We start from the raw sequence: 26,786 nt of genomic DNA on the forward strand, positions 1-26,786 counted from the left end.
CGCGCAACGCGGCCCTTTTATTATTTACGTAATCACCGAAGGCTCAGTCCGTCCGCTGCGCCTTTTCACCTCAGCGATCTGTTCTGCTGCATCGATCAGTGTCGCGAGCGTCTCCTGCGTATCGAGATTATGCTTGGCTGCATCTGCTTCATAGCGTTCGATATAGACGCGGATTGTGGCGCCCGATGTGCCGGTGCCTGAAAGACGCAGCACCACGCGCGCGCCGCCTTCAAAATAAATGCGGATGCCCTGATGCTCGCTTACCGAATGATCGATCGGATCGTGATAGGCAAAATCATCGGCCTTTTCGATCTTAAGGCCATTGACGCTTGTGCCCGGCAGGCTTGCAAGCTTGCCACGCAAATCAGCAACCAGCTTCTTTGCAATGTCGGAATCCACCGCTTCATAATCGTGACGGGTGTAATAGTTGCGGCCAAAACGCGCCCAATGTTCCTCCACAATGGCTTTCACACTTTCCTTGCGCACGGCAAGAATGTTGAGCCAGAGCAGAACCGCCCAAAGCCCGTCTTTTTCGCGCACATGGTCTGAGCCGGTGCCGGAGCTTTCCTCACCACAGATCGTGACCTTGCCATGATCGAGCAGATTGCCGAAGAATTTCCAGCCCGTCGGGGTTTCATACATGCCAATGCCAAGCTTCTCCGCAACGCGATCAGCGGCAGCACTCGTTGGCATGGAGCGGGCAATGCCCTTGATGCCGTTTTTATAGCCGGGTGCCAGATGCGCATTGGCTGCAAGCATGGCAAGCGAATCGGATGGGGTCACAAAAATACCGCGCCCGATGATGAGATTGCGGTCGCCGTCGCCGTCTGATGCGGCACCGAAATCGGGTGCATTGTCTGACATCAGAAGATCGTAGAGCTCTTTGGCATAAACGAGATTAGGGTCCGGGTGATGGCCGCCAAAATCTGGCAGCGGCACGAAATTCATCACGCTGCCTTCCGGCGCACCGAGACGATGTTCAAAGATCTCCTTGGCGTAAGGGCCGGTAACGGCATGCATCGCGTCGAACTTCAGCGCAAAGCCGCCTTTGATCATCGTGCGGATCGCGTCAAAGTCGAACAGGCTTTCCATCAGTTCGGCGTAATCAGCGACGGGGTCAAAGACCACGATCTCTGTTTCGCCAACCTTAAAGGCTCCAATCGTGTTGAGATCGATATCGGCTGCATCGGTGATCTTGTATTGATCGATCACTTTTGAGCGCGCAAAGATCGCTTCAGTGATCTTTTCCGGTGCCGGGCCGCCATTGCCGATATTGTATTTGATGCCAAAATCTTCGGTCGGACCACCGGGATTGTGGCTTGCAGAAAGAATGAGGCCACCAAAAGCCTTGTATTTGCGGATCATGTTGGAAGCGGCAGGCGTCGAAAGAATGCCACCCTGCCCAACCATGATACGGCCAAAGCCATTGGCGGCTGCGATCTTGATAACTTTCTGGATCACTTCGCGATTATAAAAGCGTCCATCGCCGCCGACCACGAGGGTCTTGCCCGTAAACCCTTCCAGCACATCGAAAACCGACTGGATGAAGTTTTCGGCATAATTGGGCTGCTGGAAAACCGGCACTTTCTTGCGCAGGCCCGATGTGCCGGGCTGCTGATCCTGAAAGGGCGTGGTGGCAATTGTCTTGACGGTCATATTTTTCCCGTTCGATTAAAATAGTCTTGGTGGGTGCAAGTGATCAGTCTTTGCGGTCATAGCAAGACAAGATAGATCAAACTTATTGTTTGAAAATAACAAACTGTGTGTTTCTTCTCTAAACACACGCTCATTTTTCAATTCAGGTGCCTCATATGAAGCCTTGCCCAGCCGAAAGCCTGCCTGCGCAAATTCTCTCGAAGCTTTCCGAAACAGATGGCCGCCTGATTGTTGCAATTGCTGGACCTCCGGGAGCTGGCAAGTCGACGCTCTCCGGCTATCTGCGCGATGCGATCAATAAAGGTGAGGCGGGGCCGGCTGTCGTTGTGCCAATGGATGGCTTTCATCTGGACAATGCTATCCTGGATGAACGCGGGCTTCGCAAGCGGAAAGGCGCACCGCAGACTTTCGATTGTGCAGGCTTTGCAGCACTTTTGGCGCGACTGAAAAACGCGCAGGAAGACGTTGTTATCCCGGTTTTCGACCGCACGCTTGATCTTGCCCGCGCTGGCGGAGCAATTGTGCATGCCGATCACCGGATTCTGCTGGTTGAGGGCAATTATCTGCTGCTTGATCAACAACCATGGACGCGTCTTGCATCGTTCTTCGATATGTCGATCTTTCTGGATGTGCCTTTTGCCGCGCTGGAACGCCGCCTTATTCAGCGCTGGCTTGATTATGGGCATAGCCACGATGCAGCACGCGAACGCGCACTTTCCAACGATATTCCCAATGCAGAACTTGTGATCTCATCCTCACGCAATGCAAATTATGTTGTTACAACGGCATAAGACATGACGGAAAATTGCATGCGAAAGCCTTGCGGCAAATGCCTGCTGGCTGCATGATATTCAACATCAGTCATATTCTCACGGGATAAGCCTTTTATGATAAATTATGTGTTCGCCCCCGCACCACAGCCATTTGTGCCTGTGAAGGGAACAGAAGCACGCTTTCCCGTGCACCGCATCTATTGTGTTGGTCAGAACTATGCCGATCACGCCATTGAAATGGGCGGCGATCCTACACGCAATCCGCCTTTTTTCTTCCAGAAGAACCCGGATAATCTGGTTATCAATGGCGGTGATTTCCCCTATCCGCCAAAGACTGAAGACGTGCATCACGAGATTGAACTCGTTGTCGCGCTCAAGACGGGCGGCAAGGATATTGCTGTCGAAACGGCGCTCGACCATGTCTATGGCTATGCAGTCGGTATCGACATGACGCGGCGTGATTTACAGGCTGTCGCCAAGAAGGCGGGCCGTCCGTGGGAAGTGGCAAAGGCGTTTGAACATTCGGCCCCTTGCTCGGCTATCGTGCCCGTGTCGGAAGTCGGTCACCTGGATTCGGCCGCAATTACGCTGAAAATCAATGGCGAAACGCGCCAGTCCGGTGATCTTAACCAGATGATCTGGAAGGTGCCGGAAACCATTGCCTATCTGTCATCGCTTTTCGTGCTGCAATCGGGTGATCTGATTTATACCGGCACGCCCGCAGGTGTTGGCGCTGTAAAGCGCGGAGACATACTGCAAGGAACCGTGAGCGGCATCGGTTCGCTTGCCGTAACAGTTGTCTGATCAAGGAGGAACGATGAGCACCTATCTCCCCATGGACGTGCATGACGCGCTTGAACGTTTCATCAATGAGACGCATCCGGGTATCAATCAGAGTGAGGCTATCATTCTCATTTTGAGGAACGCACTTGTGCAGCAGGGCTATCTTGCCGCGGCGTCAGAACATGGTACACCACTGGAAGAATTGAACGCCACGAACGACGATTGAATATGAACAAGAACCCACCCGAGGGAGCTGGCTCCAATGTCGCTCTCGGTCGCCGCCTTCTGCTTCTGACGATTCTCGCGATTTTGCTGACATGCGGACTCATATGGATGAGTATTTATCTGTTTGATCCACATGGTGGCCTCGGCTTGGATGATCTTGGGATTTTGGCGCGTGATTTCAATGCGATAGATACAATGCTGCCACGTATTCTTTGAGGTTCGAAATCGCTGTGTTACGCGTTGAAATATTCATTTTGGCGTTGTTGCAACTTTGAGGGCTTCCGTTCTGTGTCTTTTGCGTGATACATGACGGTTATCGATTGAAAGAATATTGTCTGAACCGGGCCGCAAAACGGACCCGCTCAAGCCAAGAGGGTCTTATGGCATTCGAGGACATCAAAGCGGAAATCGCCCTGCTGTTTGAGCAGATGGTCAACCAGCCGCAGGACGTTCATGAGATTCGGGAAACTGTTCGCGAGAAGCTCAACGCGTTGAAAGCGACTGGTATGCCTTTGCCGGAAGATCTTGTTGAACTCGAAAAACGCATTGAACAAGATTTCGATTCATAGGATCGGTCAATCATGCATTTTCAGGCTTTCTCCAAACCATTTTCGTCTACGGTCCTTAAAGGGGTTCTTCTCCTTGGTTGCGCTGCCGCTTTGAGCGCATGCAACACAACGAGCGATGGCAAGTCTGGAAAAACGGCGCTGGTCTCACCGGCAGAAAATTCGGCCAAAGTTGCTGCCGCGCCTGCTCAGGGTGCTGTCACTGTCGCCGATGCCAATGCGACACCCGGCACGCAGACTGTCGCATCGCTTGAAAATCCGGTGCTCCCATCTGTTGTGCCAATTCCCGGTATTCGCGGGCAGTCAGAGCCGATGATGGCCTTTGCTGGCGCGCAGGCAGCAGCCTCGCCTGCATCTCTTGCCACCAATATGGCATTTGAAACGCCGGACCATGCACCCGAAGGCCTCGACGATCTGATCACCAAATATTCGGTTGCCTATGATGTGCCGGAGCGTCTGGTGCGTCGTGTGGTGCATCGCGAAAGCCGCTTTAACCCCGGAGCGCGCAATGGCCCTTACTGGGGCTTGATGCAGATCAGCCATCCAACGGCGCGGGGCATGGGCTACAAGGGCAACCCCAAGGGGCTTCTTGATGCCGAAACGAACCTGAAATATGCCGTCCGTTATCTCTCCGGCGCTTATAAGGTTGCAGGCGGTGATGAAAGTCAGGCTGTGCGCTATTATGCACGTGGCTATTATTATGATGCCAAGCGCAAGGGATTGTTGCAGGAAACAGGTCTCGACGGCAGTTGGAAGCGTGGTGGTCCAACGCGCGAAGCAGCAATCGTCTCTGCTGAAACAGAAACGCTGCCAGACGGCGCTTCAGCGCCGCTTCCCGGCGTCGCACCAGTTCAGGCGTCTTATACCCCTTCTGTGCAATAACCGCATTCTGCAACTGTCATCTTGATGCTGCAATGCGATGGCAGTTTGCTGTCTTGAGCGCGCACTCCGAAAACTGTTTCACACTTTTTGGGCAAATGTGCGTCTCACATGAAAAGACATGAGTGCGTGTGATGAATGTAAAGCTGCCTTATCCAATCAACTGGAAATATGACCGGGCCGAGTTGTGGGTCGATGGTATCATTCATGTGCTGGGCGTCGCACTGGCGCTTGCCGGCGCCATTGCCATGTTGCTCTATTTTCTGCCCAACATGTCAGCAGCCACTTCCATTTCTTCAGGTGTCTATCTGGCAAGCCTTCTGGCAGCGCTTGGTATTTCGGCAGTCTATAATATCTGGCCGGCCTCGCCGACAAAATGGTTTTTGCGCCGTTTCGATCATTCGGCGATTTATCTGCTGATTGCCGGAACTTACACGCCTTTCGCGATCCATATGGGCGATCGTGCTTGGCCTTTGCTTCTCTTTGTCTGGGGCGTGGCTTTCATTGGCATCATGCTCAAACTCTTTATGCCCGGACGCTTTGATCGCCTGTCGATCCTGCTTTATCTCGCGCTCGGCTGGAGTGGTGTCATGGTCTATGACACCATGGTGCAGTCATTGCCACCAGCTGTCTTCTGGCTGATCGCAGCGGGTGGCATGGTTTATTCACTGGGTGTGATCTTTCACGTCTGGGAGCGTTTGCGCTTTCAAAATGCCATCTGGCACGCTTTTGTCGTGGTCGGCGCTGCACTGCATTATTGTGCGGTTTTTGTTGTTGGAACCTGAAACTGACGAAATGCACGGCATCAGATTGAGTTTATGGCGTGCCGAAAATGGTGTTTTGCGAGAACCGGAGCGGAGTGTACTTTAAGGTACATGCGCACCGGAAGCGCAGCAAGGCGCCATTTGCAGACCGCCAGAAGCTCAATCTTAGTGAAAGTCGCGTGAGTTCGGCATCACCTTCACATTGCGCGGATGACGCGCTGTGGTTTCTGAAGGTGTCATGAGCCTTTGTGATTCCCGTCCACTCATTTCAATCAGTGTGGCAGAGCGATCTTCCAGCTTTGATGCAACCAGATGCACCACACCTTCCGGGCTGCGCTGAACCTGCCCGTCAATCAGAATAAGCCGAGCGCCCATCACTTCGCGACGAAACGCCTTCATGATCTTCGGCCAGATGACGATATTGGCAATGCCCGTTTCATCCTCAATCGTCAGGAACACCACGCCCTTGGCACTGCCGGGGCGCTGGCGCACAGTGACAACACCGGCCACTTTCATGCGTCCCCCCTGTTTGCCTTCCTGTATGGCGCGGCAGGTGGACACGCCTTGAGCTGCAAGCCCTTCACGCAGATATTGCACGGGATGCCCTTTAAGCGAGAGCCGGGTCGTTTCATAATCGGCAATCACATGCTCGGAAGCGGCCATCTCGGGGAGTTTTGTGCGCGGTTCTTCTGCGAGTTCGCTTGTTTCAGCGGCACGAAACAGCGGCAGCGTTTCATCATTGGGCAGGCGGCGCACGGCCCAAAGCGCGGCACGACGATCAATGTTAAGTGAGCCAAAAGCATCGGCATCGGCCAGAAGCGTGAAACTGCGCCGGTCAAGCCGCAGGCGGCGATGCATATCCTCAATACTGCGATAAGGCTCGTGCTGACCTGCATGAAGAAGGTCGGCATTGCGTTCGGAAAACCCGTCGATCTGGCGAAAGCCGAGCCGCAGCGCTGGTTGTTTGCCGGGCCGGTTTTCCAGAATATTATCCCACTGGCTGAAATTCACATCGATTGGCAACACAATCACGCCATGCTCGCGCGCATCGCGCACGATCTGCGCGGGGGCGTAAAAGCCCATGGGTTGCGAATTGAGAAGTGCTGCTGCGAATACGTCTGGATGGTGGCATTTGATCCATGCGGAAATATAGACCAGATGCGCGAAGCTTGCCGCATGGCTTTCCGGAAAACCATATTCGCCAAAGCCCTTGATCTGGTTGAAACAATTTTCGGCAAATGTGCGATCGTAGCCACGGTTGACCATGCCATCGATCATTTTTTCCTGCATGGTGTGGATGGTCCCAACCTTGCGGAAAGTCGCCATGGCGCGGCGCAGAAGATTGGCCTCATCGGGCGTGAATTTAGCGGCCTCAATGGCAATCCGCATGGCCTGCTCCTGAAACAGCGGCACGCCTTTGGTCTTCTCCAGAATTTTTCTGAGTTCGTCTGGCTCACCATGTTCGGGGGAGGGCGAGGGGTAAGTGACGTTCTCCTGCCCGCTTCGCCGTCTCAAATAAGGATGCACCATGTCGCCTTGAATGGGGCCGGGGCGCACAATGGCGACCTGAATGACAAGGTCATAGAATATACGTGGTTTCAGGCGCGGCAGCATGTTCATCTGCGCGCGGCTTTCCACCTGAAACACGCCAAGCGAATCGCCCTTGCAGAGCATGTCATAGACGATTTTATCCTCGCGTTCCAAATTGGCGAGCGTCAGCTTTTCGCCGCCATAAAGATGCGGCTTATGGGTGTGAATGAGGTCGAAAGCTTTGCGGATGCAGGTGAGCATACCGAGCGACAGCACGTCCACCTTCATCAATCCCACTTCATCAATATCGTCTTTGTCCCATTCGATAAAATAGCGCTTGTCCATCGCTGCCGGGCCAATGGGCACCGTTTCGTCAAGCCGGTCGCGCGTCAGGACAAAACCGCCGACATGTTGCGAAAGGTGGCGTGGAAAGCCGATCAGTTCCAGTGCCAGTTCGACCGCACGCCGGATGATGGGATTGTCAGGATCAAGCCCCGCCTGGCGGATATGCTGCTTGTCGATGCCGCCACCTGATATGCCCCAGACTGTGTTGGCAAGTGCTGCCGTCACGTCTTCCGTCAGGCCCAGTGCCTTGCCGACATCGCGGATCGCACTGCGCGAGCGATAGCTGATGACGGTCGCGACAATCGCCGCACGATCGGTGGTGTAGCGATTGTAGATATACTGCATCACTTCTTCGCGCCGCTCGTGCTCGAAATCGACGTCGATATCCGGGGGCTCCTTGCGTTCGACCGAAAGGAAGCGTTCGAACAGGAGATCCACTTGCGTTGGATCAACGCCGGTCACACCAAGGCAAAAACAGACAGCCGAATTGGCTGCCGAACCGCGTCCCTGACATAGGATATTCTTCGATTTGGCAAACTGCACAATGTCATAGACGGTGAGAAAGTAAGCCGCATATTGCAGCTGTTCAATCAGCGCCAGCTCCTTGTTGATTAGCGTCTGAACTTTGGCTGGAATCGTATCTGCACCATAATGCCCGGCAGCACCCGCCCATGTGAGATCATGCAGATGCTGCTGCGGTGTCTTGCCGGGCGGTACTGGCTCATCAGGATAATCATATTTCAATTCATCAAGCCTGAATGTGATGGGAGCCACAAAATCGACTGTCGCTTTGATTGCTGTTGCGTAATTGCGGAACAGACGCAGCATTTCATGCGATGGTTTGAGGTGGCGCTCGGCATTTTTTTCAAGCAGCCGCCCGGCTGCAAAAACCGTTGTGTGATGCCGCGTTGCTGTCAGCACATCCTGCAACGCGCGGCGATCAGGGTGGTGATAAAGCACGTCATTGGTGGCAAGCAGCGGCACATTTGCTGCCGCTGCAAAACCTGCGATGCGTTCGGCACGGCGCCCGTCATGGCCTTGATGGGGCATGGTCAGCGCCAGCCAGACAGAGCCGGGAGCCGCCTGTGCGATCTCCGTCAGACGCGCGGCAAAATCCGGCTCGTCTTCGTCGGGCGCAAAGACGGCAATCTGAAACTGCCGCGCGCGGAACAGCAGATCGCCCCATTCGAGATGACATTCGCCCTTGGTGGAAGCGCGATGTTTTCCTGTTGTCAGCAGGCGGCACAATTGCCCATAGGCCGCGCGATCACGCGGATAGACAACCATATCGGGTGTGCCATCAGTAAAGGAAAGGCGACAGCCGATGAACAGGCGGAAGTCGCATGTGTCGCGAATCTCTTTCCACGCCGCGTGGGCGCGAACCACACCGGCCAGCGTGTTGCGGTCGGCAATGCCGATGCCGGACAGCCCAAGCGCGTGAGCCTCCATCACCAGTTCCTGCGGATGCGATGCACCACTCAAGAAAGAAAAGTTGCTGGCGACTGCCATTTCAAAATAGCGGGGCATCACGCAAACAACCCATGCAAAAACCAGCGGGGATGGTTGGAGCCATCATAAAGCCCCTCGCGAAAAATCCAGAAACGCTGGCCGTTATCATCCTCCACGCGGTAGTAGTCGCGCAGCTGCGGCACATCATGGCCGATTGCGAGCCACCATTCCGGCTCGATTCGTTCTGGTCCTTCGGCAAGCCGCACATGATGACGCACGCGCCGCCACAGGAAAAACGAGGGTGGGCTGTCGGGCACTTCCGCAATACTCTCGATTGGCTGCGGCGGATGAAACAGTTTTATTGGTCGCGCTGGCGGATCATCGGGAAGTGTCGGACCAATGTCATAATCGGCCTCGCTTTTGCGGTTTTGCAGGGCAGAACGCAGGCCAAAAGCACGTTCGGGAATATGCGTATTGCGCGAAAAGGAAACCAGCACGCGCTCCTGCCCCAGCCGTGCCGAAAGCCGGTCGATCAACTGGCTGAAACCTGCTTCATCTTCTTCATGCTGATCAAGCCCTGTCTGGCGTTGGGCAATGGCTCCGCTGCGAAGTGCTGCGAGACGGATCATGTCGAAGCCAAAACCGGCATCAAGCGGATCGGTCAGCGCATTGAGCCGCTCCCGTGCGAGCCTGAGAAATACCCGATCTTCACGCAAAGGCTGGCCGGTTTCGATACGGATATGGCGCACCTCGCCATCGACCCGAAAGAAGGAAGCTTCGATCAGAAGCGCCCCTTTGCCTTCGGTTTCAAGCAGCGCAAACAGCTCCTGCGCCAATTCCTGCAAGAGGCGTTCGACCAGTTCCATGGCGCTCACCGGTTCAGGCAGGCGGCGTTCGGCCATGTTGAGCGGTACGATGCGCAAGGGCGAAATTGGTGCGCGCTCCTGTCGAGCCAGCCGGTCAAGCTTGGTGGCAAGGTCGGCTCCAAAACGCGCGGTGAGTGCTGCGCGGGGCAGTGCCATGACATCGCCGATACGCTTTAGCCCGGCCCGTTTGAGACCTGTTTCCGCAGCCTCCGTGAGTTCAAGAGACGAGAGCGGCAGGCGCGGCAACAGCTTGTCGGCATCAGATTTGCTGAAAACACCGCCTTTTGTTCCGCGTGCAAGCAACCGTGCGGCAAAGCTGTTATCGGCAACGGCTGCCTGTATGTTCAGGCCCGTCCGTTCAATCCGCATGACAGCGTCCTCACGCATGGCGGCAAGCCCGCCAAAGAGATGCGCACAGCCGGTGATGTCGAGCATCAGACCATGCGGCGCATCAAAAGCTATAAGCGGTGTGTAACGCTCGCACCAATGGGCAAGACGCTTAAGCAGTGCGCAATCACGCTCCGGTGCGGCTGTTGCCACTTCCAGCCCTTCCACCCGCGCCCGTGCATCGGTCAGCGCCATGCCAGGGAAAAGGCCGAGCGTGGCTGCTTTGGCGTCCACCGCCATCAGGCGCAAGGCATTGGCCATGCGCTCGCTCACAACAAGCGGCCGTTGCTGTTTGCCATCATGCAGAGCGGCGCGGCGCAGCCGGTCGGTCGGCAGGAACGGAAACCACAGGGCGAGGAAAACGCGTTCTGTCATCCCTTTCGCTTGCTCCAAATTCAAGGTTTTCATTGTTCCATTCCATGATCCACTGTCCGCAGGAGCCGTGCCGGTTGCGCTCAAGCACGGCGGAAAAGACAGGCATACCGGGTGCATTCGCGCCGCTGGAGCGAGATGGCGCAGGTGCCACCCGCCAGCGGCTGACAGCAGCACTTTGCACGCCTGTGCGGTGGCTTCTGAGCAGGATGACCGGCAGATGCGCGGTTTCTGTTGCCAGAAGCAGGCGACGTGAAGCAGTCAGATCGAGACATTTCGGTTGCCCCGTCACCGCGGCGACGACGCCGGAGATGAGGTTTGAAGCCTTGCCGCTTGCCTCTTCAAGCGCATCATTGGTTGCTTTCAAAACATCCTGTGCGCTGGGGCAGCGCACGATCAGAAGCCGGGACGGATCGATGCCGAATGCATGAAGGCCCGGTGGATAAAGTCCACCATATTCGCTTGATGCCCTTTCTTCCTCAATCCAGATAATTGCCCGTTTTGAACGGGAGGCACGCAAAGCCAGCGCCAGCGCAAAGCCGGTTGCGGCCATATGTGCACCGGGATTTTCAGCAAAAACCTCATGCAGTGCATCGCCTCTCAGACCATGCGGAAAGGCGGCATCGGCCCCGGCAAGGCCGAGCGTAAAAGTGCCTGCACGCCCACTGCCTGCTCCTGTTTCTTGTGCAAAATTTCCTTGCGGATTGTTGCCTTCGATGGCCGTAACCATGCGCCGCAACGCCGCGATGTCGATGCCGCTCACGTCAAAAACCCCATCAATTGTTCATGTTATGTTCTAGTATTGAATCGTCAAAGCCAAGAGTCAAGCGCAAGAAACAGTTGCCCTCTGCGATTTAAAAGTTGTATATGAATCGTATATGTTTCGTATATCGCTTTTCATCCCGGAACACATGAAATGGTTTCGGGTAAGACGTACGCTAAAACAACAGCTTGGAGCGCTGATCTGATAAAATCAGATCAGAATGGCTCTAACAGAGGACGCCATGGGTATCGTAAAAATCGGGGATGAACTGCATGAAGAGCTGCGTAAGGCAAGCGATGTCATGTGCCGTTCGATCAATGCGCAGGCCGAATACTGGATGAAAATCGGTATGCTCGCACAGGCAAATCCGGAAATGTCGTTTAATGAAATTGTACAGATGCAGTTGCGCGCCGCCCGGGTTGAGCTTCCTGTTCTGTCGGTGCAGCTGTCATGATCAAGACAGCTGCTGAACTGGAAAAAATGGCGGCTTCGGGTGCGCTGCTGGCTTCCGTTTTTACCCTTCTGGATCGCACGACGCTTGCCGGTATGACCACGATGCAGGTCAATGATCTGGTTGAGGATTATATTACGCGCGCGCTCAAGGCGCGACCGGCCAGCAAGGGCCAATATGATTTTCCTTATGTGCTCAATGCCTCGAAAAATGAGGTTGTTTGCCACGGCATGCCTTCGGAGAGCGAAATCATCGAAAATGGCGAAATTATCAATTTCGACATTACGCTGGAGAAGGACGGCTATATCGCTGATTCCAGCAAAACCTATATGGTTGGTGACGTCGCTCCGTTCGCTTCGCGTCTGGTGCGCGTGAGCTATGAGGCACTGTGGAAGGGCATCGCCGCCGTGCGCCCCGGCGCCACGCTGGGCGATATCGGTTATGCGATTGAGCGGCATGCCAAGCGCCATAATTACAGCGTGGTGCGTGACTATTGTGGCCATGGCATTGGTCGCGAAATGCATGAGGAGCCGCAGGTTCTGCATTTCGGCAAGCCCGGAACAGGCCTGCGTCTGCGCGAAGGCATGGTGTTCACCATTGAACCAATGCTCAATCAGGGCACAGCCAAGGTAAAGACCGAAAAAGACGGCTGGACGGTCGTGACGCGGGATGGAAAATTATCGGCACAGTTCGAGCATACGGTGGCGGTCACGCCGAATGGCGTGCGGGTACTGACCTTACGTCCGGACGAAGACAAGATGCTGTTAAAGCATGTCTCGCAAAAGCCGGTGACGATTTTGGGATAAGACGCATGTAAAATGCGTATTCTGAATAAAAAACGCCCTCCGGTTGAGAGGGCGTTTTTTGTCTTTAGGATTGGGCTTAGCGACGATCGCGGGCAGCGAGCGTACGCAGACGAAGCGCGTTGAGCTTGATGAAGCCAGCTGCGTCTTTCTGGTCATACGCGCCCTGATCGTCTTCAAATGTCACGAGCTTGTCGGAATAGAGCGACTTTTCGCTTTCACGACCAGTTACGATCACATTGCCCTTATAGAGCTTGAGTGTGACTTCACCTTCGACATGACGCTGGCTGAGGTCGATAGCGGCCTGCAACATTTCGCGTTCCGGCGAGAACCAGAAGCCATAATAAATGAGTTCTGCATAGCGTGGCATCAGCTCATCCTTGAGGTGCGCTGCACCACGGTCGAGCGTGATCGATTCGATGGCGCGGTGTGCAGCCAAAAGGATCGTGCCGCCCGGCGTTTCATAAACGCCGCGGGACTTCATGCCGACGAAGCGGTTTTCAACGAGGTCAAGGCGACCAATGCCGTTGTCGCGGCCATAATCATTAAGCTTGGCAAGCAACGTCGCAGGCGACAGACGTTCGCCATTGATCGAAACCGCATCACCCTTTTCAAAGCCAATCTTGATGATGGTTGGCGTATCCGGGGCGGTTTCGGGCGAAATCGTCCGCATATGCACATATTCAGGTGCTTCAATCGCCGGGTCTTCCAGAACCTTACCTTCGGATGAGGAATGCAGCAGGTTTGCGTCAACGGAGAATGGCGCTTCGCCCATCTTGTCCTTGGCAACAGGAATCTGGTGCTGTTCGGCAAATTCGAGCAGATGCGTGCGGCTCTTGAACGACCAGTCGCGCCATGGGGCGATGATCTTGATGTCCGGGTTCAGCGCATAAGCGGAAAGCTCAAAACGAACCTGATCGTTGCCCTTGCCGGTTGCACCGTGTGCAATGGCGTCTGCGCCGGTTTTCTTGGCAATATCAATGAGGTGCTTGGAGATCAACGGACGGGCTATCGAGGTGCCGAGCAGATAGACGCCTTCATAGACGGCATTGGCGCGGAACATCGGGAAGACAAAATCGCGCACGAACTCTTCACGCACGTCCTCAACGAAGATTTCCTTGATGCCCAGCATTTCCGCCTTTTTGCGTGCTGGTTCAAGTTCTTCGCCCTGGCCGAGATCGGCGGTAAAGGTGACGACTTCTGCATTAAGCTCAGTCTGCAACCATTTCAGGATGATCGAGGTGTCGAGGCCGCCCGAATAGGCGAGAACGACTTTTTTAACGTCTTTCAGCTTGCTCATAGTTCACTTCCGTCTGATGCGATGAAGGCTTGTTGCAAGTCTTTTATCAGTTGCTAAGCCGCGTGCAACCCGGATGACATTTTCTTATAAAAAAGCATCAAAAATTCCGATGGCGTGATGGCCATATTCGCGTTAGCTTGCCGCGAATTCCCGGAGTCTCTGCTCATGTCTTTCCTGACAAATCTGACCTTCATTCCCGAATGGACCATCTTCGTCCAATTTGTGATCGCCACCGCAATTTTATCCATCACGCCCGGCCCGGACATGACGCTTTTTGTTGGTCGAGCTCTGTCAGAGGGAAAAGCTGCAGGCTTTGCCTGTCTGGCGGGTGCCAGCACAGGCATTATCATTCATACAAGCATGGTGGCTCTGGGCCTGTCGGCGCTGATCATAGCATCGCCCGCCGCCTTCACTGTGTTGAAAGCCGTTGGTGCGCTCTATCTGGTGTGGCTGGCTGTTCAGGCAATCCGCAAGGGGTCGGCATTTTCACCGGAAAAGAATGGCGGCAAGAAGCACACATTGTTTCAGAACTGGGCAACGGGACTGGGCATCAATCTGCTCAATCCGAAGATCATTCTCTTCAACATGACCTTTCTGCCGCAGTTTGTTTCCGCGCATGACCCGCACGCCATGGGAAAACTGTTTTTTCTTGGCCTGTCGTTTATTCCGCTGGCGCTGCCTTTCACCATTCCGATGATTGTGGCAGCTGATAAATTCTCCGGTCTTCTCAAGAAGAATCCAACGGTTACGCGGATTGTAGACTGGCTTTTTGCGGGTGTTTTTTCGGCCTTTGCGCTCAAAATTCTGACAGCGCAGGCCAAGTAGGATTACTTCGCCGGGCGGGCTAAAAATCGTCCGGCATTACGACCGGCAATCAGCCAGTAGACAAAACCACCGACGACGCCTGAACAAGCGAAAGCGCCTGTCAGAAGCGCGATACTTGCGGCAATCTGCTGATCCGTGATTGCGAAAAGCGAACCTGTTCCCATCGCCAGCAACCCGATCACAAGGCCGCCGATACAATAAGGCAGCGATGATTTCCACCCGCGCGCTTCGGCTATCACAATCAGCACCAGTGCCGGGAAAAAGCTGAAGCCGCCTGCCATGAATGCCAGAACAGGTCCGCCGACGAGAACGGCTGCATAAAAGCCCGTCATATCCCAGCTGTCACGAATTTCCGTAAAAATATCCTGAAAAAACGGGTCTGACATGGCATAGCCGAGTACATCGACCTGGCTATAAAGAATGGCCGCCAGAAAAAATCCTGCGGCCAGAACAGCGACACAATAGCCGAAAACAATGACAACAAACCGTGTGATGTAATCGAAAGTGTCGGTCAAACGCGTTGATCTCCGTTAATTACTCACCGTGTCCGGCGATCATCATGGCTTCAAGCGCCAGCCGTTCGGTTTTGCGCATACGCTCTGATTCCGACTTCAGCTGACCACAGGCCGCCAGAATATCGCGACCGCGTGGTGTTCGGATCGGCGACGCGTAGCCCGCCGCATTCACATAATCGGCGAAGCGTTCGATATGTTCCCAATCCGAGCACTGGTAGTTGGTGCCGGGCCATGGGTTAAACGGGATCAGATTGATCTTGGCCGGAATGCCCTTGAGAAGCTTAACCAGCAGCTTGGCATCTTCCATGCTGTCATTGATGTCTTTGAGCATCACATATTCAAATGTAATGCGTTTTGCATTCGACAGGCCCGGATATTCGCGGCAAGCCTTGAGCAACTGCTCCAGCGGATATTTCTTGTTGATCGGCACCAGCAGGTCGCGCAACTCGTCGCGCACGGCATGGAGCGAAATTGCCAGCATCACGCCGATTTCTTCGCCGGTACGATAGATTTCCGGCACAACGCCGGAGGTCGAAAGCGTGATACGACGCTTGGAAAGGGCAAGGCCATCGCCATCTGACGCAATCAGCAGAGCCTTTTTCACTTCTTCAAAATTATAAAGCGGCTCGCCCATGCCCATCATGACGATATTGGTAACCTTGCGGCCTTCCGCAGGCACGATGGCACCATCGGGTGTGTCGGTCTCCGGGAAATCACCCAAACGATCACGCGCGGTCAGAAGCTGCGCCAGAATTTCTTCTGATGTCAGATTGCGCACCAGCTTCTGCGTGCCGGTATGGCAGAAGGAACAGGTTAGCGTGCACCCAACCTGTGAAGAAATGCAAAGCGTGCCGCGGCCTTCTTCCGGGATATAAACACATTCGATTTCGACAGGACGCCCGGCACCGCGTGGCGGAAAACGGAACAGCCACTTGCGCGTTCCGTCCTGCGAGATTTGCTCTTCAACCACTTCCGGGCGCGCAATGGTGAAATGCTGCGCCAGCAGCGCGCGCAGATCCTTGGAAATATTGCGCATATCGGCAAAGTCGGAAACGCCGCGCACGTAAAGCCAGTGCCAAAGCTGCGCAATGCGCATCTTCACCTGCTTTGGCAACACGCCAATCTTGATCAGTGCATCAGCCATTTCCTCACGCGACATGCCAATGAGCGAAGGCTTCTGTTCCATATTTGCGCGCACATGGCGGGCAAGCTGGTCGCGCGTATCATCAATGGTCAGGTCGAACGAAATGGACATATGTTTTCAACTGTTGAGGACGCCGCATAAAGCGCGCCGGTAAACACGATCTGTTGCATGGATATATGGGCTCGTTCATCTGAAATGCGAGCCTGTTGCGCGCGCTCATAGCACACAATATTCGATCCGTCATCCCGCAGTGTTTCGTGGGAGATATGCAGCGACGCGATATCGGATGATAAAAAGAAAAGCCGGAGCTTCGGCCCCGGCTTTTAAATCTGCTTGGACTGATTGGCTTATTTGCACTTCTGAATGGCTGCGAGTGCTGCCGAAATGCCTTTGAGCGAATAAGTATAACTGGTTTTGGTGCCGCGCTTGGACTGCGCCTGAACCTTCATGTCAGAACCGCCGCGCATGGCTGCGACCAGCTGTGGCTCTTCCGCGGCATTTTCCATCCAGCCGGATTTGCCGTTGACGAACATGTTGAAGCTGCGATTGCCGACAGTAACCACAACCTTGGCGTTGGTATTGAGATCATAACCGGCCATGAACTGAGGTTCAAAGCTGATGTTCTGGCCCGGTTTCTGGCTCACGAGAAAGAAATTATCACCGTGATCGACATTGGCTGGGGCCTTTTGTGTCGGCACGGACAGGACATAGCAAACCTTGCCATTGCCCGACTGGTAGCTATATGCGCCCCAGGCGTCGAACTGTTTAATCTGGGTCGGTGTCTGGGCCAGCGCTGCGCCAGCCATTGCAATCGTGAACACCGAAGCCGCGACGATCGATTTTCCAAGCATGGTTTTTTACCGGTTCTCTTTCGTTTGCTTCCAAGTCGAATATCGGGATGTCGTCGTTCAACACGCCGCCCCGCTTAGTGACCCTTAATGTGCCTTAATCTGGGTTACCAAACGGTGAAGTTTTGAAAGAAAACTTGAACGAGTGCACCAGGCTTTGAACCTTAGTCCCCACGATCCCGCTGCTCACTTCATCCAAAAGAAAGCGGCAAGAGTTTGTCGGCAGCAATCTATCCCATTGTATGGATGTGTAAATCCGTAACAAAGCTGTGAATGAGATCGGTCAGCTTCCGGTGATATCAGCTTCGTCGCGCATGGCTTCGCGCGCTGCAATACGGTGCGCAGGCGTTATATGCGTGCGCACGGCTGTGAGTGCTGCCATCAGCACCGCAACGTCATCGGTAAAGCCAATGCCAACCAGCATATCGGGAATAATATCGAAAGGCAGTACGAAATAGGCAAGAGCGGCCATCAACGTCATGCGCACACGCGTTGGCGTTTTTTCATCAAGCGCGCAATAATAAGCCGCCACGACTTCATCCATAAAAGGAACCATGCGACCGGCACGGCGTGCGGTTTTCCAGAAACCTTTTTTCACCCGTTCGCTGCGCCTTTGGTTCTGGCGATCATCACCGGGTTCAAGGATTTCATCGATCCTGGTGCTATCCATAGTCAATCAAACTCCTGTCATCCGCATCAGCCTGTGACTCCAACAAAATGGGGGTGCTGGGACGTCTTTTCAAGTTTTCGTGGTCTTCAGCCTGCAAGAACCGTCAGCTACACCAAACCTCCCAAATCACCAGAATATAGAGTCCTTCCCGTTGAGGGGCGTCCTACGATCTGGCTGAATGGAGATTTTTATGCACTTTACCGGCTATGGCGAAAATTTTGTACGTAGTGACCGGTCAACCCAGTTTTACCGTGGACATCAACTGGCTTTGGCGCAGGACATTGGCGATCAGATCACTGTCGATGTGAAAGACGGCGTTTGCTATGACATGACTGCCTATATGCGTTTTCTTCTGGGCGCCGGGATATCGCAGCATACATTGCGCGGCACATCCGGTCAGAACTGGATTCCTTTACTGAATTTCAAAGCGGGCGAATTGTGGAACGGTTATTCAGCGCTTCCCTATGGCCGGGCAATTGGATTTTACGACGTGAAAGCCGGCCACATTTTTCATTCCGCCATTTCTGTGGGGGATACCTTCATTCGAAGTATCAATGGCGGAGCGCTCGGTCAGGACTGGAGTGATCGTGTCGATCTGACGAAGGCTCTGCCTTATAATTTGAGAAACCGAGACGGAAGCTTCAATTATCAGAAAAAGATAATTATCGTTTATATTTCAAAGATTTGATAGGATTAAGCGATTGCATTCATCATGCGTGCTAACTGGGTGTCCAACTCTGTGATGCCGTTTTCGCTATGCGTTGAAAGCGTGACATCGACACGATTATAGACATTGAACCATTCGGGGTGATGGTCAAGCTTTTCAGCATAAAGTGCTGCCCGGCTCATAAAGCCGAACGCTGCGTTAAAATCCTTGAATTGAAAACTTTTGCTGATCGCTTCACGGTCATCGACCTTCTGCCAGCCCTCAAGCTTGGCAAGTTCCTGTTTCAGTTCATCTTCATTGAGCCGGTTGCGTGTCATTGCCTTTTGCCTATGTTGTTGGCTATTCAGCTCTAACTTATCATAGCCGTGAGAGTTCCGTGACCCAATCAGCCCCAACCAGTATTTTGTTTGTCTGCGCAGGCAATATCTGCCGTTCGCCGCTTGCGGAAGGTGTGATGCGCGAAGTTCTGGCTGAGCGCCGCATTGATCATGTGTTGATCGATTCCGCAGGAACCAATGGCTACCATACTGGCGAAGAGCCGGATGATCGCTCGATCCGTGTTGCAGCCGGTTATGGCCTCGATATTTCTGAGCAGCGCTGCCGTCAGCTCATTGCAAGCGACTTTACGCGGTTCGATCTCATTCTGGGTATGGATCGCTACAATATGCGCATGATCGCACAGCGAAAGCCTGTAAGCGCAAGCGCTCGTATCGGGTTGTTCACCGAAATTGCGCAAGGAAAAGCAGTTGAAATCCCCGACCCTTATTATGGCAATATCGGGGATTTCGAACATGTTTACCGGATGGTTCTGGCCTCATCAAAGGCGCTGGCTGACCAGTTCTGGCGCGATGCGGGTACCAAAGGCCAGGCTTCCTCGACAACATAAGGTCCACCGCCGACAGAATCACGTGACGACATCAGCACGAAGCGCCCCACCTTGAACGGCATTGTCGAGAAGTTGCCGCGCGATGAGAGGTAATGCACGACATCCTCAATGCGCGGGTTTCTCAACCGTGCCAAAGTCACATGCGGTGTGAATTTTCGCGGATCAGCAGGAATGCGAAGCCGTTGGCAGATGCGTTCGATTTCGCCCTGAAGTGCGTTGAGTTCAGGCGAGGGAGATACGCCGGCATAGATGCTGTGCGGCTTCTTGGAGCCGAAAGCATCGACACCTGACAGGCTGAGCATGAATTCAGGGCGCCGCACGCGATCGAGTGCATTGGCAACCTCATCGGCCACATGGCCTTCCACATCTCCAATAAAACGCAGGGTTATGTGGTAGTTTTCGACATCAATCCAGCGTGCGCCGGGGAGGCCGCCTCGTAATAACGAGAGCGAAAGCGCGGCGTCGCGCGGGATTTCGAGGGCAGTAAAGAGACGCGGCATAAAGCATCCTCCTCGAACCGTTCTGCACCAGAGCGTCGTGTGGCAAAAACCACGGAAGGACGCTCTGCGTTTAGAGTGCCTATGCATCAATCATCAGGAAAACGAATCTTCTTTACGAACCGATGCAACTTGCAGCGAATCATTCTTCGCCGTTTTGAGCAAGCTGTTTATGCTTCCGGTCTGTGTCAGCCGCCCGATGTCCCCGTCTTTTGTTTGGCTTTGAGGGTTTTCTCGATCACTGGCATGAAATGGCTGACCATTGTTTCAACGCCCTTTTCATTTGGGTGCATGCCATCTTCGAGCAGCAGATCCTTCTGGGTAGTGACACCATCAAGGAAGAACGGATAAAGTGGTACGCCATATTTCTGCGCGAGCTTTGGATAGATCGGGTTGAATTTGTCGGCATAATCCTTGCCCATATTGGGCGGAGCCATCATGCCCGCGAGAATGACTGAAATACCGCGTGCCTTCAGACGCGAAAGCATTTCATCAAGATTTTTCTCTGTAATGTCCGGCGAAATACCGCGCAGCGCATCATTGGCACCCAGTTCCAGAATAACCAGATCGGTGCCATCGGGAATCGACCAGTCGATGCGCGCAAGCCCACCGGTTGTGGTGTCGCCCGAAACGCCTGCATTCTCGATACTGACTTCATAGCCCTTGTCGTCGAGTGCTTTTTCAAGCTGCTGCGGGAAGGCCGCATTGGACGGCAAAAGGTAGCCAGCCATCAAACTGTCGCCAAAACCGACAATCTTGACCTGTTCAAGCTGTTCGGTTGGCAATGCGTCTTCGAGGCCAGTTGGCTCTTCCTGAGCGCGTGCTCCTGTCGCAAGAAAAGATGCGGTCAGAGCAAAAATCGATAACCAAACCGTGATCGAGTGTTTGAAACGCATTGTTAGCGACCCATATCTAGCAAAGTGGGCAATCCGCCCGGATGATTCCTTCTCGCGCAAAACAAGTTCAATTTTGTGACGCGCTTTGACCCTGAATATGCATATAGGAAGAAAAACGCGTGACGGAACAGGTAGCATCTTCAATTTCTGGCCCGATTATTGAACTTGAGAACGTTCATTTGACCCTCGGGCACGCTGCCTCGTCTGTGCATGTCCTCAAAGGCGTCTCGCTTTCCATTATGCAGGGCCGCTCTGTCGGTATTGTTGGGCCATCGGGTTCGGGCAAATCAACCCTGCTGATGGTGCTGGCGGGGCTCGAGCATGTCGATCAGGGCAGCGTGAAAATCGCAGGCGAGACGATTAGTCAGATGTCCGAAGATCAGGCCGCGGCTTTTCGCGGTGCCAATATCGGTATTGTCTTCCAGTCGTTCCATCTGATTCCCAATATGACGGCGCTTGAAAATGTCGCTGTTCCTCTTGAACTTGCCGGACGTAAAGATGCGTTTGAGGTTGCCGAACGCGAGCTTCGCGCTGTGGGGCTTGGCGAGCGCCTGACACATTATCCGTCGGAACTGTCGGGTGGTGAGCAGCAGCGCGTCGCCATTGCGCGTGCGCTTGCGCCAAGCCCGAAAATCCTCATTGCCGATGAACCAACCGGCAATCTCGACACGGCTACTGGTCGCCAGATTACCGATCTTCTGTTTTCAAAGCAGCGTGAAAACGGCCTGACCATGGTGCTGGTAACACATGATCCATCGCTTGCTGCGCGCTGTGATCAGGAGATCCCGGTGCGTTCAGGCCGTATCGAAGAGCCTGCCCGAAAAGAGCCTGCGCTTGAAGAAGCGGTGGCAGGCGCATGAGTTTTTTAAAATCGTTTTCTCTCGCTCTGCGCTTCGCTTTGCGTGAAATGCGTGGTGGGTTATCCGGCTTCTATATCTTTCTCGCCTGTATCGCTTTGGGTGTTGCAGCCATTGGTGGCGTAAACTCAGTTGCGCGCTCGGTCAGTACCGGTATTGCAGCCGAAGGCCAGACTATACTTGGCGGCGATGTCAGTTTTGCGCTCAATCAGCGTGAGGCCAGCCCCGATGAACGTGCCTTTATCGAGCAGCAGGGACGCTTTGCCGAAAGCGCCACCATGCGCTCCATGGCGCGTTTGCCCGATGGGTCGGATCAGTCGCTCGTGGAAGTGAAGGCCGTGGACGCTGCTTATCCGCTCTATGGTGAGTTGAAAACACAGCCGCAGCTTTCGCTTAACGATATGACCAAAGAGCAGGACGGCGTTTACGGCGCGGCTGTCAGTCAGGATTTTCTCAATCGCATGGGCGTGTCGCTCGGCACGAAGGTGCTGCTCGGGTCTGAAACTTTTGAGCTGCGTGCGCTGATTGAAACCGAACCTGATCTTCTGTCATCGGGTTTTAATTTCGCGCCGCGTTTTCTCGTCTCGATAGACGGCTTACGTGCATCTGGCTTGATACAACCCGGAAGTCTTGTCGATCATATCTATAAGGTCGCATTGCCGGGTAGTGCATCTGATTCAGCAATCACGCAGTTGCGTGAACGCGCAACGAAGGACTTCCCCGATGCTGGCTGGAATATCCGCTCACGCAACAACGCAGCCCCCGCACTGACTGCCAATATTGAGCGCTTTTCGCAATTCCTCACGCTGGTCGGCCTGACGGCGCTGATTGTTGGCGGTGTTGGTGTTGCCAATGCCGTTCGCGCTTATCTCGACGGCAAGCGCGGGGTGATTGCGACTTTCAAATCATTGGGCGCGCCTGCACGCTTTGCGGTGCTGGTCTATCTTGTACAGATCATGGTGATCGGCCTGATTGGCATTGCCTTTGGACTGCTGCTGGCGGCCATTATGCCGTTTGCGGCTGCCGCAGCCCTTGCCAATTATCTGCCCGTTGCGGGTGGTGGCGGCTTTTTCCCTGATGCTTTGGCACTGGCGGCAGTGTTTGGCCTTATCACAACGCTGGCCTTTGCGATCATTCCGCTGGGGCGTGCACGCAACATCCCCGCCACTGCATTGTTTCGCGAGCAGGGTTTTGAGCAGCGCGGACTTCCGCCATTGCTTTATCTGGCTCTGGCTGTCCTGCTGATTGCGGCACTGGCCGGACTTGCGCTTTATGTGGCCTATGATCGGCGGATCGCAGGCGTTTTCATTGTTGCGGCGATTGCGGCTTTTGGTGTGCTGCGGCTTGTGGCAGACGGCATCCGCTGGCTGGCGCGCCGTGCGCCGCGTGTGCGTTCAACAGCTGTGCGTCTGGCAATTGGCAATATCTACCGCCCCGGCGCGCTGACGCCTTCGGTGGTTTTGTCGCTCGGTCTTGGCCTGACGCTGATGGTGGCTATTGCGCTTATTGATGGCAATCTGCGGCGTCAGATAACGGAGAATATTCCCGCACAAGCGCCGGACTTCTTCTTCGTTGATATTCAGAACAATGACATCGGTGATTTCACCAAACTTGTCAGCGGCATCGTGCCGGATGGCAAGCTCACTGCCGGGCCGATGCTGCGTGGTCGTATCGTTGCTTTCAACGGCACCAATGTGCGCGACATGACCATTCCGCCTGAGGCCGCATGGGTGTTGCGTGGAGACCGTGGCATTACTTTTGCGGACAAAGTTCCCGAAAATTCGACGCTGAGCGAAGGCGAGTGGTGGCCTGCTGACTATAAGGGCGAGCCTCTGGTCTCGTTTGCAGAGCGCGAGGGCAAAGAGCTGGGGCTCAAGATCGGCGATGTGGTCACCGTTAATGTGCTTGGCCGCAATATCAATGCCAAGATTGCAAGCTTCCGGCAGTTGCAATGGGAAACGCTGGCGATGAATTTCGTCATGGTTTTCTCGCCCAACACGTTTGCCGGTGCGCCTGCAACGTGGCTTGCAACGCTGACGATCCCAGAGAATCAGAAGAACTTGGCGCCGGATGTTTTGCGACAGGTCACAAAGACATGGCCGGCGGTAACAACCGTCAGCGTCACCGATGCGCTTGATGTGGCAAATGACCTGATCAGTCAGCTTGCAACGGCGATCCGAGCGGCAGCCTCTATTGCGCTTGCGGCATCGGTTTTGGTGCTGGGCGGCGCTTTGGCTGCTGGCAACCGTGCCCGTGTTCACGATGCGGTGGTGCTAAAAACGCTGGGTGCCACACGCGGCACGCTGATTACGGCTTATATCGTTGAATATATGCTGCTTGGTCTTGCAACCGCCGTGTTTGCGCTGGTCGCGGGCAGCGTTGCGGGTTGGTACGTCGTGGTTGAAGTTATGAAGCTTAAAGCGCAGTTCCTGCCGGATGTGGCTTTGATGACGATTGCCATCGCTCTTGTGCTGACTGTCGGATTCGGACTTGCCGGAACATGGCGTGTTCTGGGTCAGAAGCCTGCGAACGTGCTCCGAAACTTATGAAGCATTTGTAATGTTGTTGCATAAAATCGCGTAAGGTCTTGGATCTTATTGAAAATGCGGTCCATTTTAAAATGCTCTTATTATGATTTTTTACAGGGAGTACTTGTAGGATAGCTGCAAAATCCCCATAATAAGCGAAGGCATGCTGGGGTCCCGCCAGCGGCGCCTTGTGGCATCTTAAGCTTGAAGTATGCCCTGACACCGGACGGGACAAGGCAAGAGGAATTAAGTCATGGCTGACTATCGCAATATTCAGGCGCAGAGGCCCGTCGGCGGCGCACGCGTCGGTGCTGACATCGATCAGGGGCTGCGCAGCTATATGCTGGGCGTTTACAACATGATGGCTATCGGCTTGGTCGTTACCGGCCTTGCTGCTCTGGCTGTCTCATCGCTGGCAACAACAACAGACCCATCGGCTGCAGTCGCGCAGATGGCGAACGGCAAGATGCTCACTGCACTCGGTGCAGCCCTTTACACATCCCCGCTGCGCTGGGTTGTTATGCTTGCGCCGCTCGCAGCAGTCTTTTTCCTGAGCTTCCGCATTGAGCGTCTGTCGGTATCGACCGCCAATGCTGTGTTCTGGGGCTATGCGGCACTGGTTGGTCTGTCGCTGTCGTCGATCTTCCTGGTCTTTACCGGCCAGAGCATCGTTCGCACCTTCTTCGTGACGGCTGCCTCTTTCGGCGCGCTGTCGCTTTACGGCTACACCACCAAGCGTGATTTGTCCGCTATGGGGTCGTTCCTGATGATGGGTCTGTTTGGCCTGATCATCGCTTCGGTTGTTAACATCTTCCTCGGCTCCACCGCGCTGCAGTTTGCAATCTCGGTGATCGGCGTGCTGATCTTTGCAGGTCTGACCGCCTATGACACGCAGTCGATCAAGGAAATGTATTTTGAAGGTGATTCGGCCGATTCGCAGGGCCGTAAGGTTGTTATGGGCGCGCTGCGTCTGTACCTCGACTTCATCAACATGTTCATGTTCCTGCTTCAGTTCATGGGCAACCGCGACTGATCAGTCTGGAATAGAATGAATGCGAAAGGGCAGCGGAAACGCTGCCCTTTTTGCTTTTCAAAAAGACTTCTTCGGGGCATGTTGAGCGGGTAATTTCAAACAGAGTCCTGGCTTTCGCTATGCCCTTCATTCGAGACTTTCAGCCCACCGATATGGCAACCATTTCCGCGATCTACACGGAAGCGGTGTTAAACGGCTCCGGTTCCTATGAGATTGAGCCGCCTACTCTTGATGAGATGAAGCGGCGCTTCGACACTTTCGTCGATCAGGGTTTTCCGATTCTTGTTGCGGAAGAGCATGGCCGGGTGCTGGGCTATGCCTATATCAGCTATTTCCGCACAAGGCCTGCCTATCGCTGGCTTGCAGAAGACTCGATCTATATCGCACCCGATGCGAAGGGAAAGGGCCTTGGTAAGCTGCTGCTTGGAGAATTGATAAAGCGCGCGACCGCGCTTGGCTTCCGGCAGCTGCTGGCGGTGGTGGGCGATGGTGAGCACAATATCGGCTCGGTGAAGCTGCATGAAAGCCTCGGCTTTATCCATTGCGGGCGTATTCAGGGTTCCGGTTTCAAGCATGGCCGCTGGCTTGATACCGTGCTGATGCAGTTGCCGCTTAATGGCGGTTGCACGGTTGATCCCGGCGCCATGCCACTGACTTAAGTCATCGCTTATTTATCGACCAGCTTGAGGCTCTTGTCGAAAACGCGAAGCACACGCTCAAGCTCGTGCCCGCGCTTCATGATAAGGCCTGTTGCGGCAATGACAGAATAGGCGCCCTGCTTATTTGCGAGCTTTGGATTTTTCTCAATGCGAAAAAGCGGCACTTCGCTTGCCCGACGGAAAATCGAAAAAACAGCCCTGTCTGCGAGATGGTCAATCGCATAATCCCGCCAAACGCCTGTTGCGACCATGCGGCCATAAACATTCAGGATTTTTCCAAGCTCATGCCTGTCAAAGCTGATGGTGGTTGGAGCAGTTTTTATATGCCCCACAAGGGCAATGTTTAGGGTGGACGAAGAGTTGGGAAGTGAATGGGACGCTGCCGCATTCTCATTTGCAGCGCTTTGTTTATCCATGGTTTTCCTTTCGACGCTGGATGGTTAGCCAAGGAAATGTGCAAGTCGCAATTATCTTGCCGCATAAGCCCATGGTGATGGTTTTGTTAAATCTTTGCAAGGTTGTGATTGGCGCTGGTGATCGCGCGCAAATTGATCTATAAAAAATCAATCCCAATTAGTTGTATATTAGCTGGTCACGAAAAAAGAACGCCTGTTCTGAATGGTGATGATTGGCCACATTTTGGCCTTGTTAACTTCGCATTCCGGCCTGATTGTGCGGCCTATATTAGCGTGTTGCCTGAGACGGTTCGGTTCGGGTTTGTCCGACCCCAAGCCCCCCGCCCAAAGGACTGCTCGAACCGAACCAGCTCACACGCGATCAGCCTCTCAGGCAAATGTGAAACTTCCAAAAAATTATCGAAAACAGGCCGTCAAAGACGTGATCCTGATA

The 26,786-nt window shown here is 54.2% G+C and carries 29 protein-coding genes; 16 read left to right on the plus strand and 13 right to left on the minus strand.

What is annotated here, in order from left to right; all coding sequences use genetic code 11:
* Nucleotides 1-24 precede the first annotated feature (24 nt).
* The gene (locus OPR82_RS01640) at nucleotides 25-1,656 is read right to left on the minus strand and encodes an alpha-D-glucose phosphate-specific phosphoglucomutase (protein WP_265982643.1); all 1,632 of its coding nucleotides are present in this window, start codon (nucleotides 1,654-1,656) and stop codon (nucleotides 25-27) included.
* Nucleotides 1,657-1,811: 155 nt separating this feature from the next.
* Between OPR82_RS01640 and OPR82_RS01645 the strand changes: the two genes are divergently transcribed.
* The 7 genes from OPR82_RS01645 (at nucleotide 1,812) to trhA (ending at nucleotide 5,667) form a co-directional block, all read left to right on the plus strand.
* Nucleotides 1,812-2,447, plus strand: a complete 636-nt coding sequence (locus tag OPR82_RS01645; protein ID WP_265982644.1) for a nucleoside/nucleotide kinase family protein — start codon at nucleotides 1,812-1,814, stop codon at nucleotides 2,445-2,447.
* 96 nt (nucleotides 2,448-2,543) lie between these two features.
* Nucleotides 2,544-3,233, plus strand: a complete 690-nt coding sequence (locus OPR82_RS01650; RefSeq protein ID WP_265982645.1) for a fumarylacetoacetate hydrolase family protein — start codon at nucleotides 2,544-2,546, stop codon at nucleotides 3,231-3,233.
* A gap of 13 nt (nucleotides 3,234-3,246) precedes the next feature.
* Entirely contained in the window at nucleotides 3,247-3,438 is a 192-nt protein-coding gene (locus OPR82_RS01655; protein WP_265982646.1) for a hypothetical protein, read from the plus strand.
* A 2-nt stretch (nucleotides 3,439-3,440) separates the two neighbouring features.
* Nucleotides 3,441-3,653: a hypothetical protein gene (locus OPR82_RS01660; RefSeq protein WP_265982647.1), complete on the plus strand. Its 213-nt coding sequence runs from the start codon at nucleotides 3,441-3,443 to the stop codon at nucleotides 3,651-3,653.
* A gap of 164 nt (nucleotides 3,654-3,817) precedes the next feature.
* The gene (locus tag OPR82_RS01665; protein ID WP_094578679.1) at nucleotides 3,818-4,006 is read left to right on the plus strand and encodes a hypothetical protein; all 189 of its coding nucleotides are present in this window, start codon (nucleotides 3,818-3,820) and stop codon (nucleotides 4,004-4,006) included.
* Nucleotides 4,007-4,018: 12 nt separating this feature from the next.
* The gene (locus OPR82_RS01670) at nucleotides 4,019-4,885 is read left to right on the plus strand and encodes a lytic transglycosylase domain-containing protein (RefSeq protein ID WP_265982648.1); all 867 of its coding nucleotides are present in this window, start codon (nucleotides 4,019-4,021) and stop codon (nucleotides 4,883-4,885) included.
* Nucleotides 4,886-5,016: 131 nt separating this feature from the next.
* On the plus strand, nucleotides 5,017-5,667 hold the full coding sequence (gene trhA, locus OPR82_RS01675; RefSeq protein WP_265982649.1) for a PAQR family membrane homeostasis protein TrhA: 651 nt from the start codon (nucleotides 5,017-5,019) through the stop codon (nucleotides 5,665-5,667).
* 144 nt (nucleotides 5,668-5,811) lie between these two features.
* Here trhA and OPR82_RS01680 read toward each other — a convergent pair whose 3' ends face one another.
* Genes OPR82_RS01680 through OPR82_RS01690 form a run of 3 tightly spaced genes read right to left on the minus strand, consistent with a single transcriptional unit; the run spans nucleotide 5,812 to nucleotide 11,358 of the window.
* Complete coding sequence (locus tag OPR82_RS01680) at nucleotides 5,812-9,048, minus strand: error-prone DNA polymerase (protein WP_265982650.1); 3,237 nt, start codon at nucleotides 9,046-9,048, stop codon at nucleotides 5,812-5,814.
* Nucleotides 9,048-10,631, minus strand: a complete 1,584-nt coding sequence (locus tag OPR82_RS01685; protein ID WP_323054525.1) for a Y-family DNA polymerase — start codon at nucleotides 10,629-10,631, stop codon at nucleotides 9,048-9,050. The genes OPR82_RS01680 and OPR82_RS01685 overlap by 1 nt, the downstream gene beginning before the upstream one ends.
* Nucleotides 10,522-11,358: an ImuA family protein gene (locus OPR82_RS01690; RefSeq protein ID WP_265982651.1), complete on the minus strand. Its 837-nt coding sequence runs from the start codon at nucleotides 11,356-11,358 to the stop codon at nucleotides 10,522-10,524. Before OPR82_RS01690 ends, OPR82_RS01685 begins: the two co-directional genes overlap by 110 nt.
* Before the next feature lie 241 nt (nucleotides 11,359-11,599).
* Here OPR82_RS01690 and OPR82_RS01695 point away from each other — a divergent pair, with 241 nt between their 5' ends.
* Complete coding sequence (locus OPR82_RS01695) at nucleotides 11,600-11,812, plus strand: ParD-like family protein (protein ID WP_265983815.1); 213 nt, start codon at nucleotides 11,600-11,602, stop codon at nucleotides 11,810-11,812.
* Nucleotides 11,809-12,615, plus strand: coding sequence for a type I methionyl aminopeptidase (gene map / locus OPR82_RS01700; RefSeq protein ID WP_265982652.1), 807 nt, complete (start codon nucleotides 11,809-11,811; stop codon nucleotides 12,613-12,615). The genes OPR82_RS01695 and map overlap by 4 nt, the downstream gene beginning before the upstream one ends.
* 76 nt (nucleotides 12,616-12,691) lie before the next feature.
* Here map and OPR82_RS01705 read toward each other — a convergent pair whose 3' ends face one another.
* The gene (locus OPR82_RS01705; protein ID WP_265982653.1) at nucleotides 12,692-13,912 is read right to left on the minus strand and encodes an argininosuccinate synthase; all 1,221 of its coding nucleotides are present in this window, start codon (nucleotides 13,910-13,912) and stop codon (nucleotides 12,692-12,694) included.
* A gap of 165 nt (nucleotides 13,913-14,077) precedes the next feature.
* Here OPR82_RS01705 and OPR82_RS01710 point away from each other — a divergent pair, with 165 nt between their 5' ends.
* Complete coding sequence (locus OPR82_RS01710; RefSeq protein ID WP_265982654.1) at nucleotides 14,078-14,737, plus strand: LysE family translocator; 660 nt, start codon at nucleotides 14,078-14,080, stop codon at nucleotides 14,735-14,737.
* Between the two features lie 2 nt (nucleotides 14,738-14,739).
* Here the strand turns inward: OPR82_RS01710 and OPR82_RS01715 are convergent, their stop codons facing one another.
* The 4 genes from OPR82_RS01715 to OPR82_RS01730 form a co-directional block, all read right to left on the minus strand.
* Entirely contained in the window at nucleotides 14,740-15,252 is a 513-nt protein-coding gene (locus OPR82_RS01715; RefSeq protein ID WP_265982655.1) for a hypothetical protein, read from the minus strand.
* A gap of 19 nt (nucleotides 15,253-15,271) precedes the next feature.
* Nucleotides 15,272-16,507 (minus strand): 23S rRNA (adenine(2503)-C(2))-methyltransferase RlmN, encoded by a 1,236-nt coding sequence (rlmN, locus tag OPR82_RS01720; protein ID WP_265982656.1) that lies wholly within the window; start codon nucleotides 16,505-16,507, stop codon nucleotides 15,272-15,274.
* A 236-nt stretch (nucleotides 16,508-16,743) separates the two neighbouring features.
* Nucleotides 16,744-17,247, minus strand: a complete 504-nt coding sequence (locus tag OPR82_RS01725) for an invasion associated locus B family protein (RefSeq protein WP_265982657.1) — start codon at nucleotides 17,245-17,247, stop codon at nucleotides 16,744-16,746.
* 280 nt (nucleotides 17,248-17,527) lie between these two features.
* Complete coding sequence (locus tag OPR82_RS01730; RefSeq protein ID WP_265982658.1) at nucleotides 17,528-17,914, minus strand: YkvA family protein; 387 nt, start codon at nucleotides 17,912-17,914, stop codon at nucleotides 17,528-17,530.
* A 190-nt stretch (nucleotides 17,915-18,104) separates the two neighbouring features.
* Between OPR82_RS01730 and OPR82_RS01735 the strand changes: the two genes are divergently transcribed.
* Nucleotides 18,105-18,602 carry a hypothetical protein gene (locus tag OPR82_RS01735; RefSeq protein WP_265982659.1) on the plus strand — a complete coding sequence of 166 codons (498 nt, stop codon included), beginning with the start codon at nucleotides 18,105-18,107 and terminating at the stop codon, nucleotides 18,600-18,602.
* A 5-nt stretch (nucleotides 18,603-18,607) separates the two neighbouring features.
* Here OPR82_RS01735 and OPR82_RS01740 read toward each other — a convergent pair whose 3' ends face one another.
* Complete coding sequence (locus OPR82_RS01740; RefSeq protein ID WP_265982660.1) at nucleotides 18,608-18,898, minus strand: 4a-hydroxytetrahydrobiopterin dehydratase; 291 nt, start codon at nucleotides 18,896-18,898, stop codon at nucleotides 18,608-18,610.
* A gap of 59 nt (nucleotides 18,899-18,957) precedes the next feature.
* On the opposite strand from OPR82_RS01740, the gene OPR82_RS01745 reads away from it, so the two are divergent.
* Nucleotides 18,958-19,467 (plus strand): low molecular weight protein-tyrosine-phosphatase, encoded by a 510-nt coding sequence (locus OPR82_RS01745; protein WP_265982661.1) that lies wholly within the window; start codon nucleotides 18,958-18,960, stop codon nucleotides 19,465-19,467.
* Here the strand turns inward: OPR82_RS01745 and thpR are convergent.
* Nucleotides 19,377-19,967, minus strand: coding sequence for an RNA 2',3'-cyclic phosphodiesterase (thpR, locus tag OPR82_RS01750; protein WP_265982662.1), 591 nt, complete (start codon nucleotides 19,965-19,967; stop codon nucleotides 19,377-19,379). The genes OPR82_RS01745 and thpR overlap by 91 nt on opposite strands.
* Before the next feature lie 185 nt (nucleotides 19,968-20,152).
* Nucleotides 20,153-20,860: an arylesterase gene (locus tag OPR82_RS01755; RefSeq protein WP_265982663.1), complete on the minus strand. Its 708-nt coding sequence runs from the start codon at nucleotides 20,858-20,860 to the stop codon at nucleotides 20,153-20,155.
* Between the two features lie 119 nt (nucleotides 20,861-20,979).
* Here OPR82_RS01755 and OPR82_RS01760 point away from each other — a divergent pair, with 119 nt between their 5' ends.
* The 4 genes from OPR82_RS01760 (at nucleotide 20,980) to OPR82_RS01775 (ending at nucleotide 25,937) form a co-directional block, all read left to right on the plus strand.
* Nucleotides 20,980-21,720: an ABC transporter ATP-binding protein gene (locus tag OPR82_RS01760; protein WP_265982664.1), complete on the plus strand. Its 741-nt coding sequence runs from the start codon at nucleotides 20,980-20,982 to the stop codon at nucleotides 21,718-21,720.
* Nucleotides 21,717-24,266, plus strand: a complete 2,550-nt coding sequence (locus OPR82_RS01765; protein WP_265982665.1) for an ABC transporter permease — start codon at nucleotides 21,717-21,719, stop codon at nucleotides 24,264-24,266. The genes OPR82_RS01760 and OPR82_RS01765 overlap by 4 nt, the downstream gene beginning before the upstream one ends.
* 232 nt (nucleotides 24,267-24,498) lie before the next feature.
* A complete protein-coding gene (locus OPR82_RS01770; protein ID WP_265982666.1) occupies nucleotides 24,499-25,278 on the plus strand; it encodes a Bax inhibitor-1/YccA family protein in 780 nt (259 codons plus the stop codon).
* Nucleotides 25,279-25,397: 119 nt separating this feature from the next.
* Nucleotides 25,398-25,937, plus strand: coding sequence for a GNAT family N-acetyltransferase (locus OPR82_RS01775; RefSeq protein ID WP_265982667.1), 540 nt, complete (start codon nucleotides 25,398-25,400; stop codon nucleotides 25,935-25,937).
* Between the two features lie 8 nt (nucleotides 25,938-25,945).
* Here the strand turns inward: OPR82_RS01775 and OPR82_RS01780 are convergent, their stop codons facing one another.
* Nucleotides 25,946-26,353 (minus strand): DUF2794 domain-containing protein, encoded by a 408-nt coding sequence (locus OPR82_RS01780; RefSeq protein WP_265982668.1) that lies wholly within the window; start codon nucleotides 26,351-26,353, stop codon nucleotides 25,946-25,948.
* Nucleotides 26,354-26,786: the final 433 nt, after the last annotated feature.

The organism is Ochrobactrum chromiisoli, assembly GCF_026241335.1.
In the GTDB taxonomy this organism is placed as follows: Bacteria; Pseudomonadota; Alphaproteobacteria; order Rhizobiales; family Rhizobiaceae; genus Brucella; species Brucella chromiisoli.

Excerpts from the sequence above, each read along its gene's own strand:
- OPR82_RS01640 (WP_265982643.1), bottom strand. The coding sequence starts at position 1,656 with ATGACCGTCAAGACAATTGCCACCACGCCCTTTCAGGATCAGCAGCCC.
- OPR82_RS01645 (WP_265982644.1), top strand. The coding sequence starts at position 1,812 with ATGAAGCCTTGCCCAGCCGAAAGCCTGCCTGCGCAAATTCTCTCGAAG.
- OPR82_RS01650 (WP_265982645.1), top strand. The coding sequence starts at position 2,544 with ATGATAAATTATGTGTTCGCCCCCGCACCACAGCCATTTGTGCCTGTG.
- OPR82_RS01655 (WP_265982646.1), top strand. The coding sequence starts at position 3,247 with ATGAGCACCTATCTCCCCATGGACGTGCATGACGCGCTTGAACGTTTC.
- OPR82_RS01660 (WP_265982647.1), top strand. The coding sequence starts at position 3,441 with ATGAACAAGAACCCACCCGAGGGAGCTGGCTCCAATGTCGCTCTCGGT.
- OPR82_RS01665 (WP_094578679.1), top strand. The coding sequence starts at position 3,818 with ATGGCATTCGAGGACATCAAAGCGGAAATCGCCCTGCTGTTTGAGCAG.
- OPR82_RS01670 (WP_265982648.1), top strand. The coding sequence starts at position 4,019 with ATGCATTTTCAGGCTTTCTCCAAACCATTTTCGTCTACGGTCCTTAAA.
- trhA (WP_265982649.1), top strand. The coding sequence starts at position 5,017 with ATGAATGTAAAGCTGCCTTATCCAATCAACTGGAAATATGACCGGGCC.
- OPR82_RS01680 (WP_265982650.1), bottom strand. The coding sequence starts at position 9,048 with ATGCCCCGCTATTTTGAAATGGCAGTCGCCAGCAACTTTTCTTTCTTG.
- OPR82_RS01685 (WP_323054525.1), bottom strand. The coding sequence starts at position 10,631 with ATGAAAACCTTGAATTTGGAGCAAGCGAAAGGGATGACAGAACGCGTT.
- OPR82_RS01695 (WP_265983815.1), top strand. The coding sequence starts at position 11,600 with ATGGGTATCGTAAAAATCGGGGATGAACTGCATGAAGAGCTGCGTAAG.
- map (WP_265982652.1), top strand. The coding sequence starts at position 11,809 with ATGATCAAGACAGCTGCTGAACTGGAAAAAATGGCGGCTTCGGGTGCG.
- OPR82_RS01705 (WP_265982653.1), bottom strand. The coding sequence starts at position 13,912 with ATGAGCAAGCTGAAAGACGTTAAAAAAGTCGTTCTCGCCTATTCGGGC.
- OPR82_RS01710 (WP_265982654.1), top strand. The coding sequence starts at position 14,078 with ATGTCTTTCCTGACAAATCTGACCTTCATTCCCGAATGGACCATCTTC.
- rlmN (WP_265982656.1), bottom strand. The coding sequence starts at position 16,507 with ATGTCCATTTCGTTCGACCTGACCATTGATGATACGCGCGACCAGCTT.
- OPR82_RS01725 (WP_265982657.1), bottom strand. The coding sequence starts at position 17,247 with ATGCTTGGAAAATCGATCGTCGCGGCTTCGGTGTTCACGATTGCAATG.
- OPR82_RS01730 (WP_265982658.1), bottom strand. The coding sequence starts at position 17,914 with ATGGATAGCACCAGGATCGATGAAATCCTTGAACCCGGTGATGATCGC.
- OPR82_RS01735 (WP_265982659.1), top strand. The coding sequence starts at position 18,105 with ATGCACTTTACCGGCTATGGCGAAAATTTTGTACGTAGTGACCGGTCA.
- OPR82_RS01740 (WP_265982660.1), bottom strand. The coding sequence starts at position 18,898 with ATGACACGCAACCGGCTCAATGAAGATGAACTGAAACAGGAACTTGCC.
- thpR (WP_265982662.1), bottom strand. The coding sequence starts at position 19,967 with ATGCCGCGTCTCTTTACTGCCCTCGAAATCCCGCGCGACGCCGCGCTT.
- OPR82_RS01755 (WP_265982663.1), bottom strand. The coding sequence starts at position 20,860 with ATGCGTTTCAAACACTCGATCACGGTTTGGTTATCGATTTTTGCTCTG.
- OPR82_RS01765 (WP_265982665.1), top strand. The coding sequence starts at position 21,717 with ATGAGTTTTTTAAAATCGTTTTCTCTCGCTCTGCGCTTCGCTTTGCGT.
- OPR82_RS01770 (WP_265982666.1), top strand. The coding sequence starts at position 24,499 with ATGGCTGACTATCGCAATATTCAGGCGCAGAGGCCCGTCGGCGGCGCA.
- OPR82_RS01775 (WP_265982667.1), top strand. The coding sequence starts at position 25,398 with ATGCCCTTCATTCGAGACTTTCAGCCCACCGATATGGCAACCATTTCC.
- OPR82_RS01780 (WP_265982668.1), bottom strand. The coding sequence starts at position 26,353 with ATGGATAAACAAAGCGCTGCAAATGAGAATGCGGCAGCGTCCCATTCA.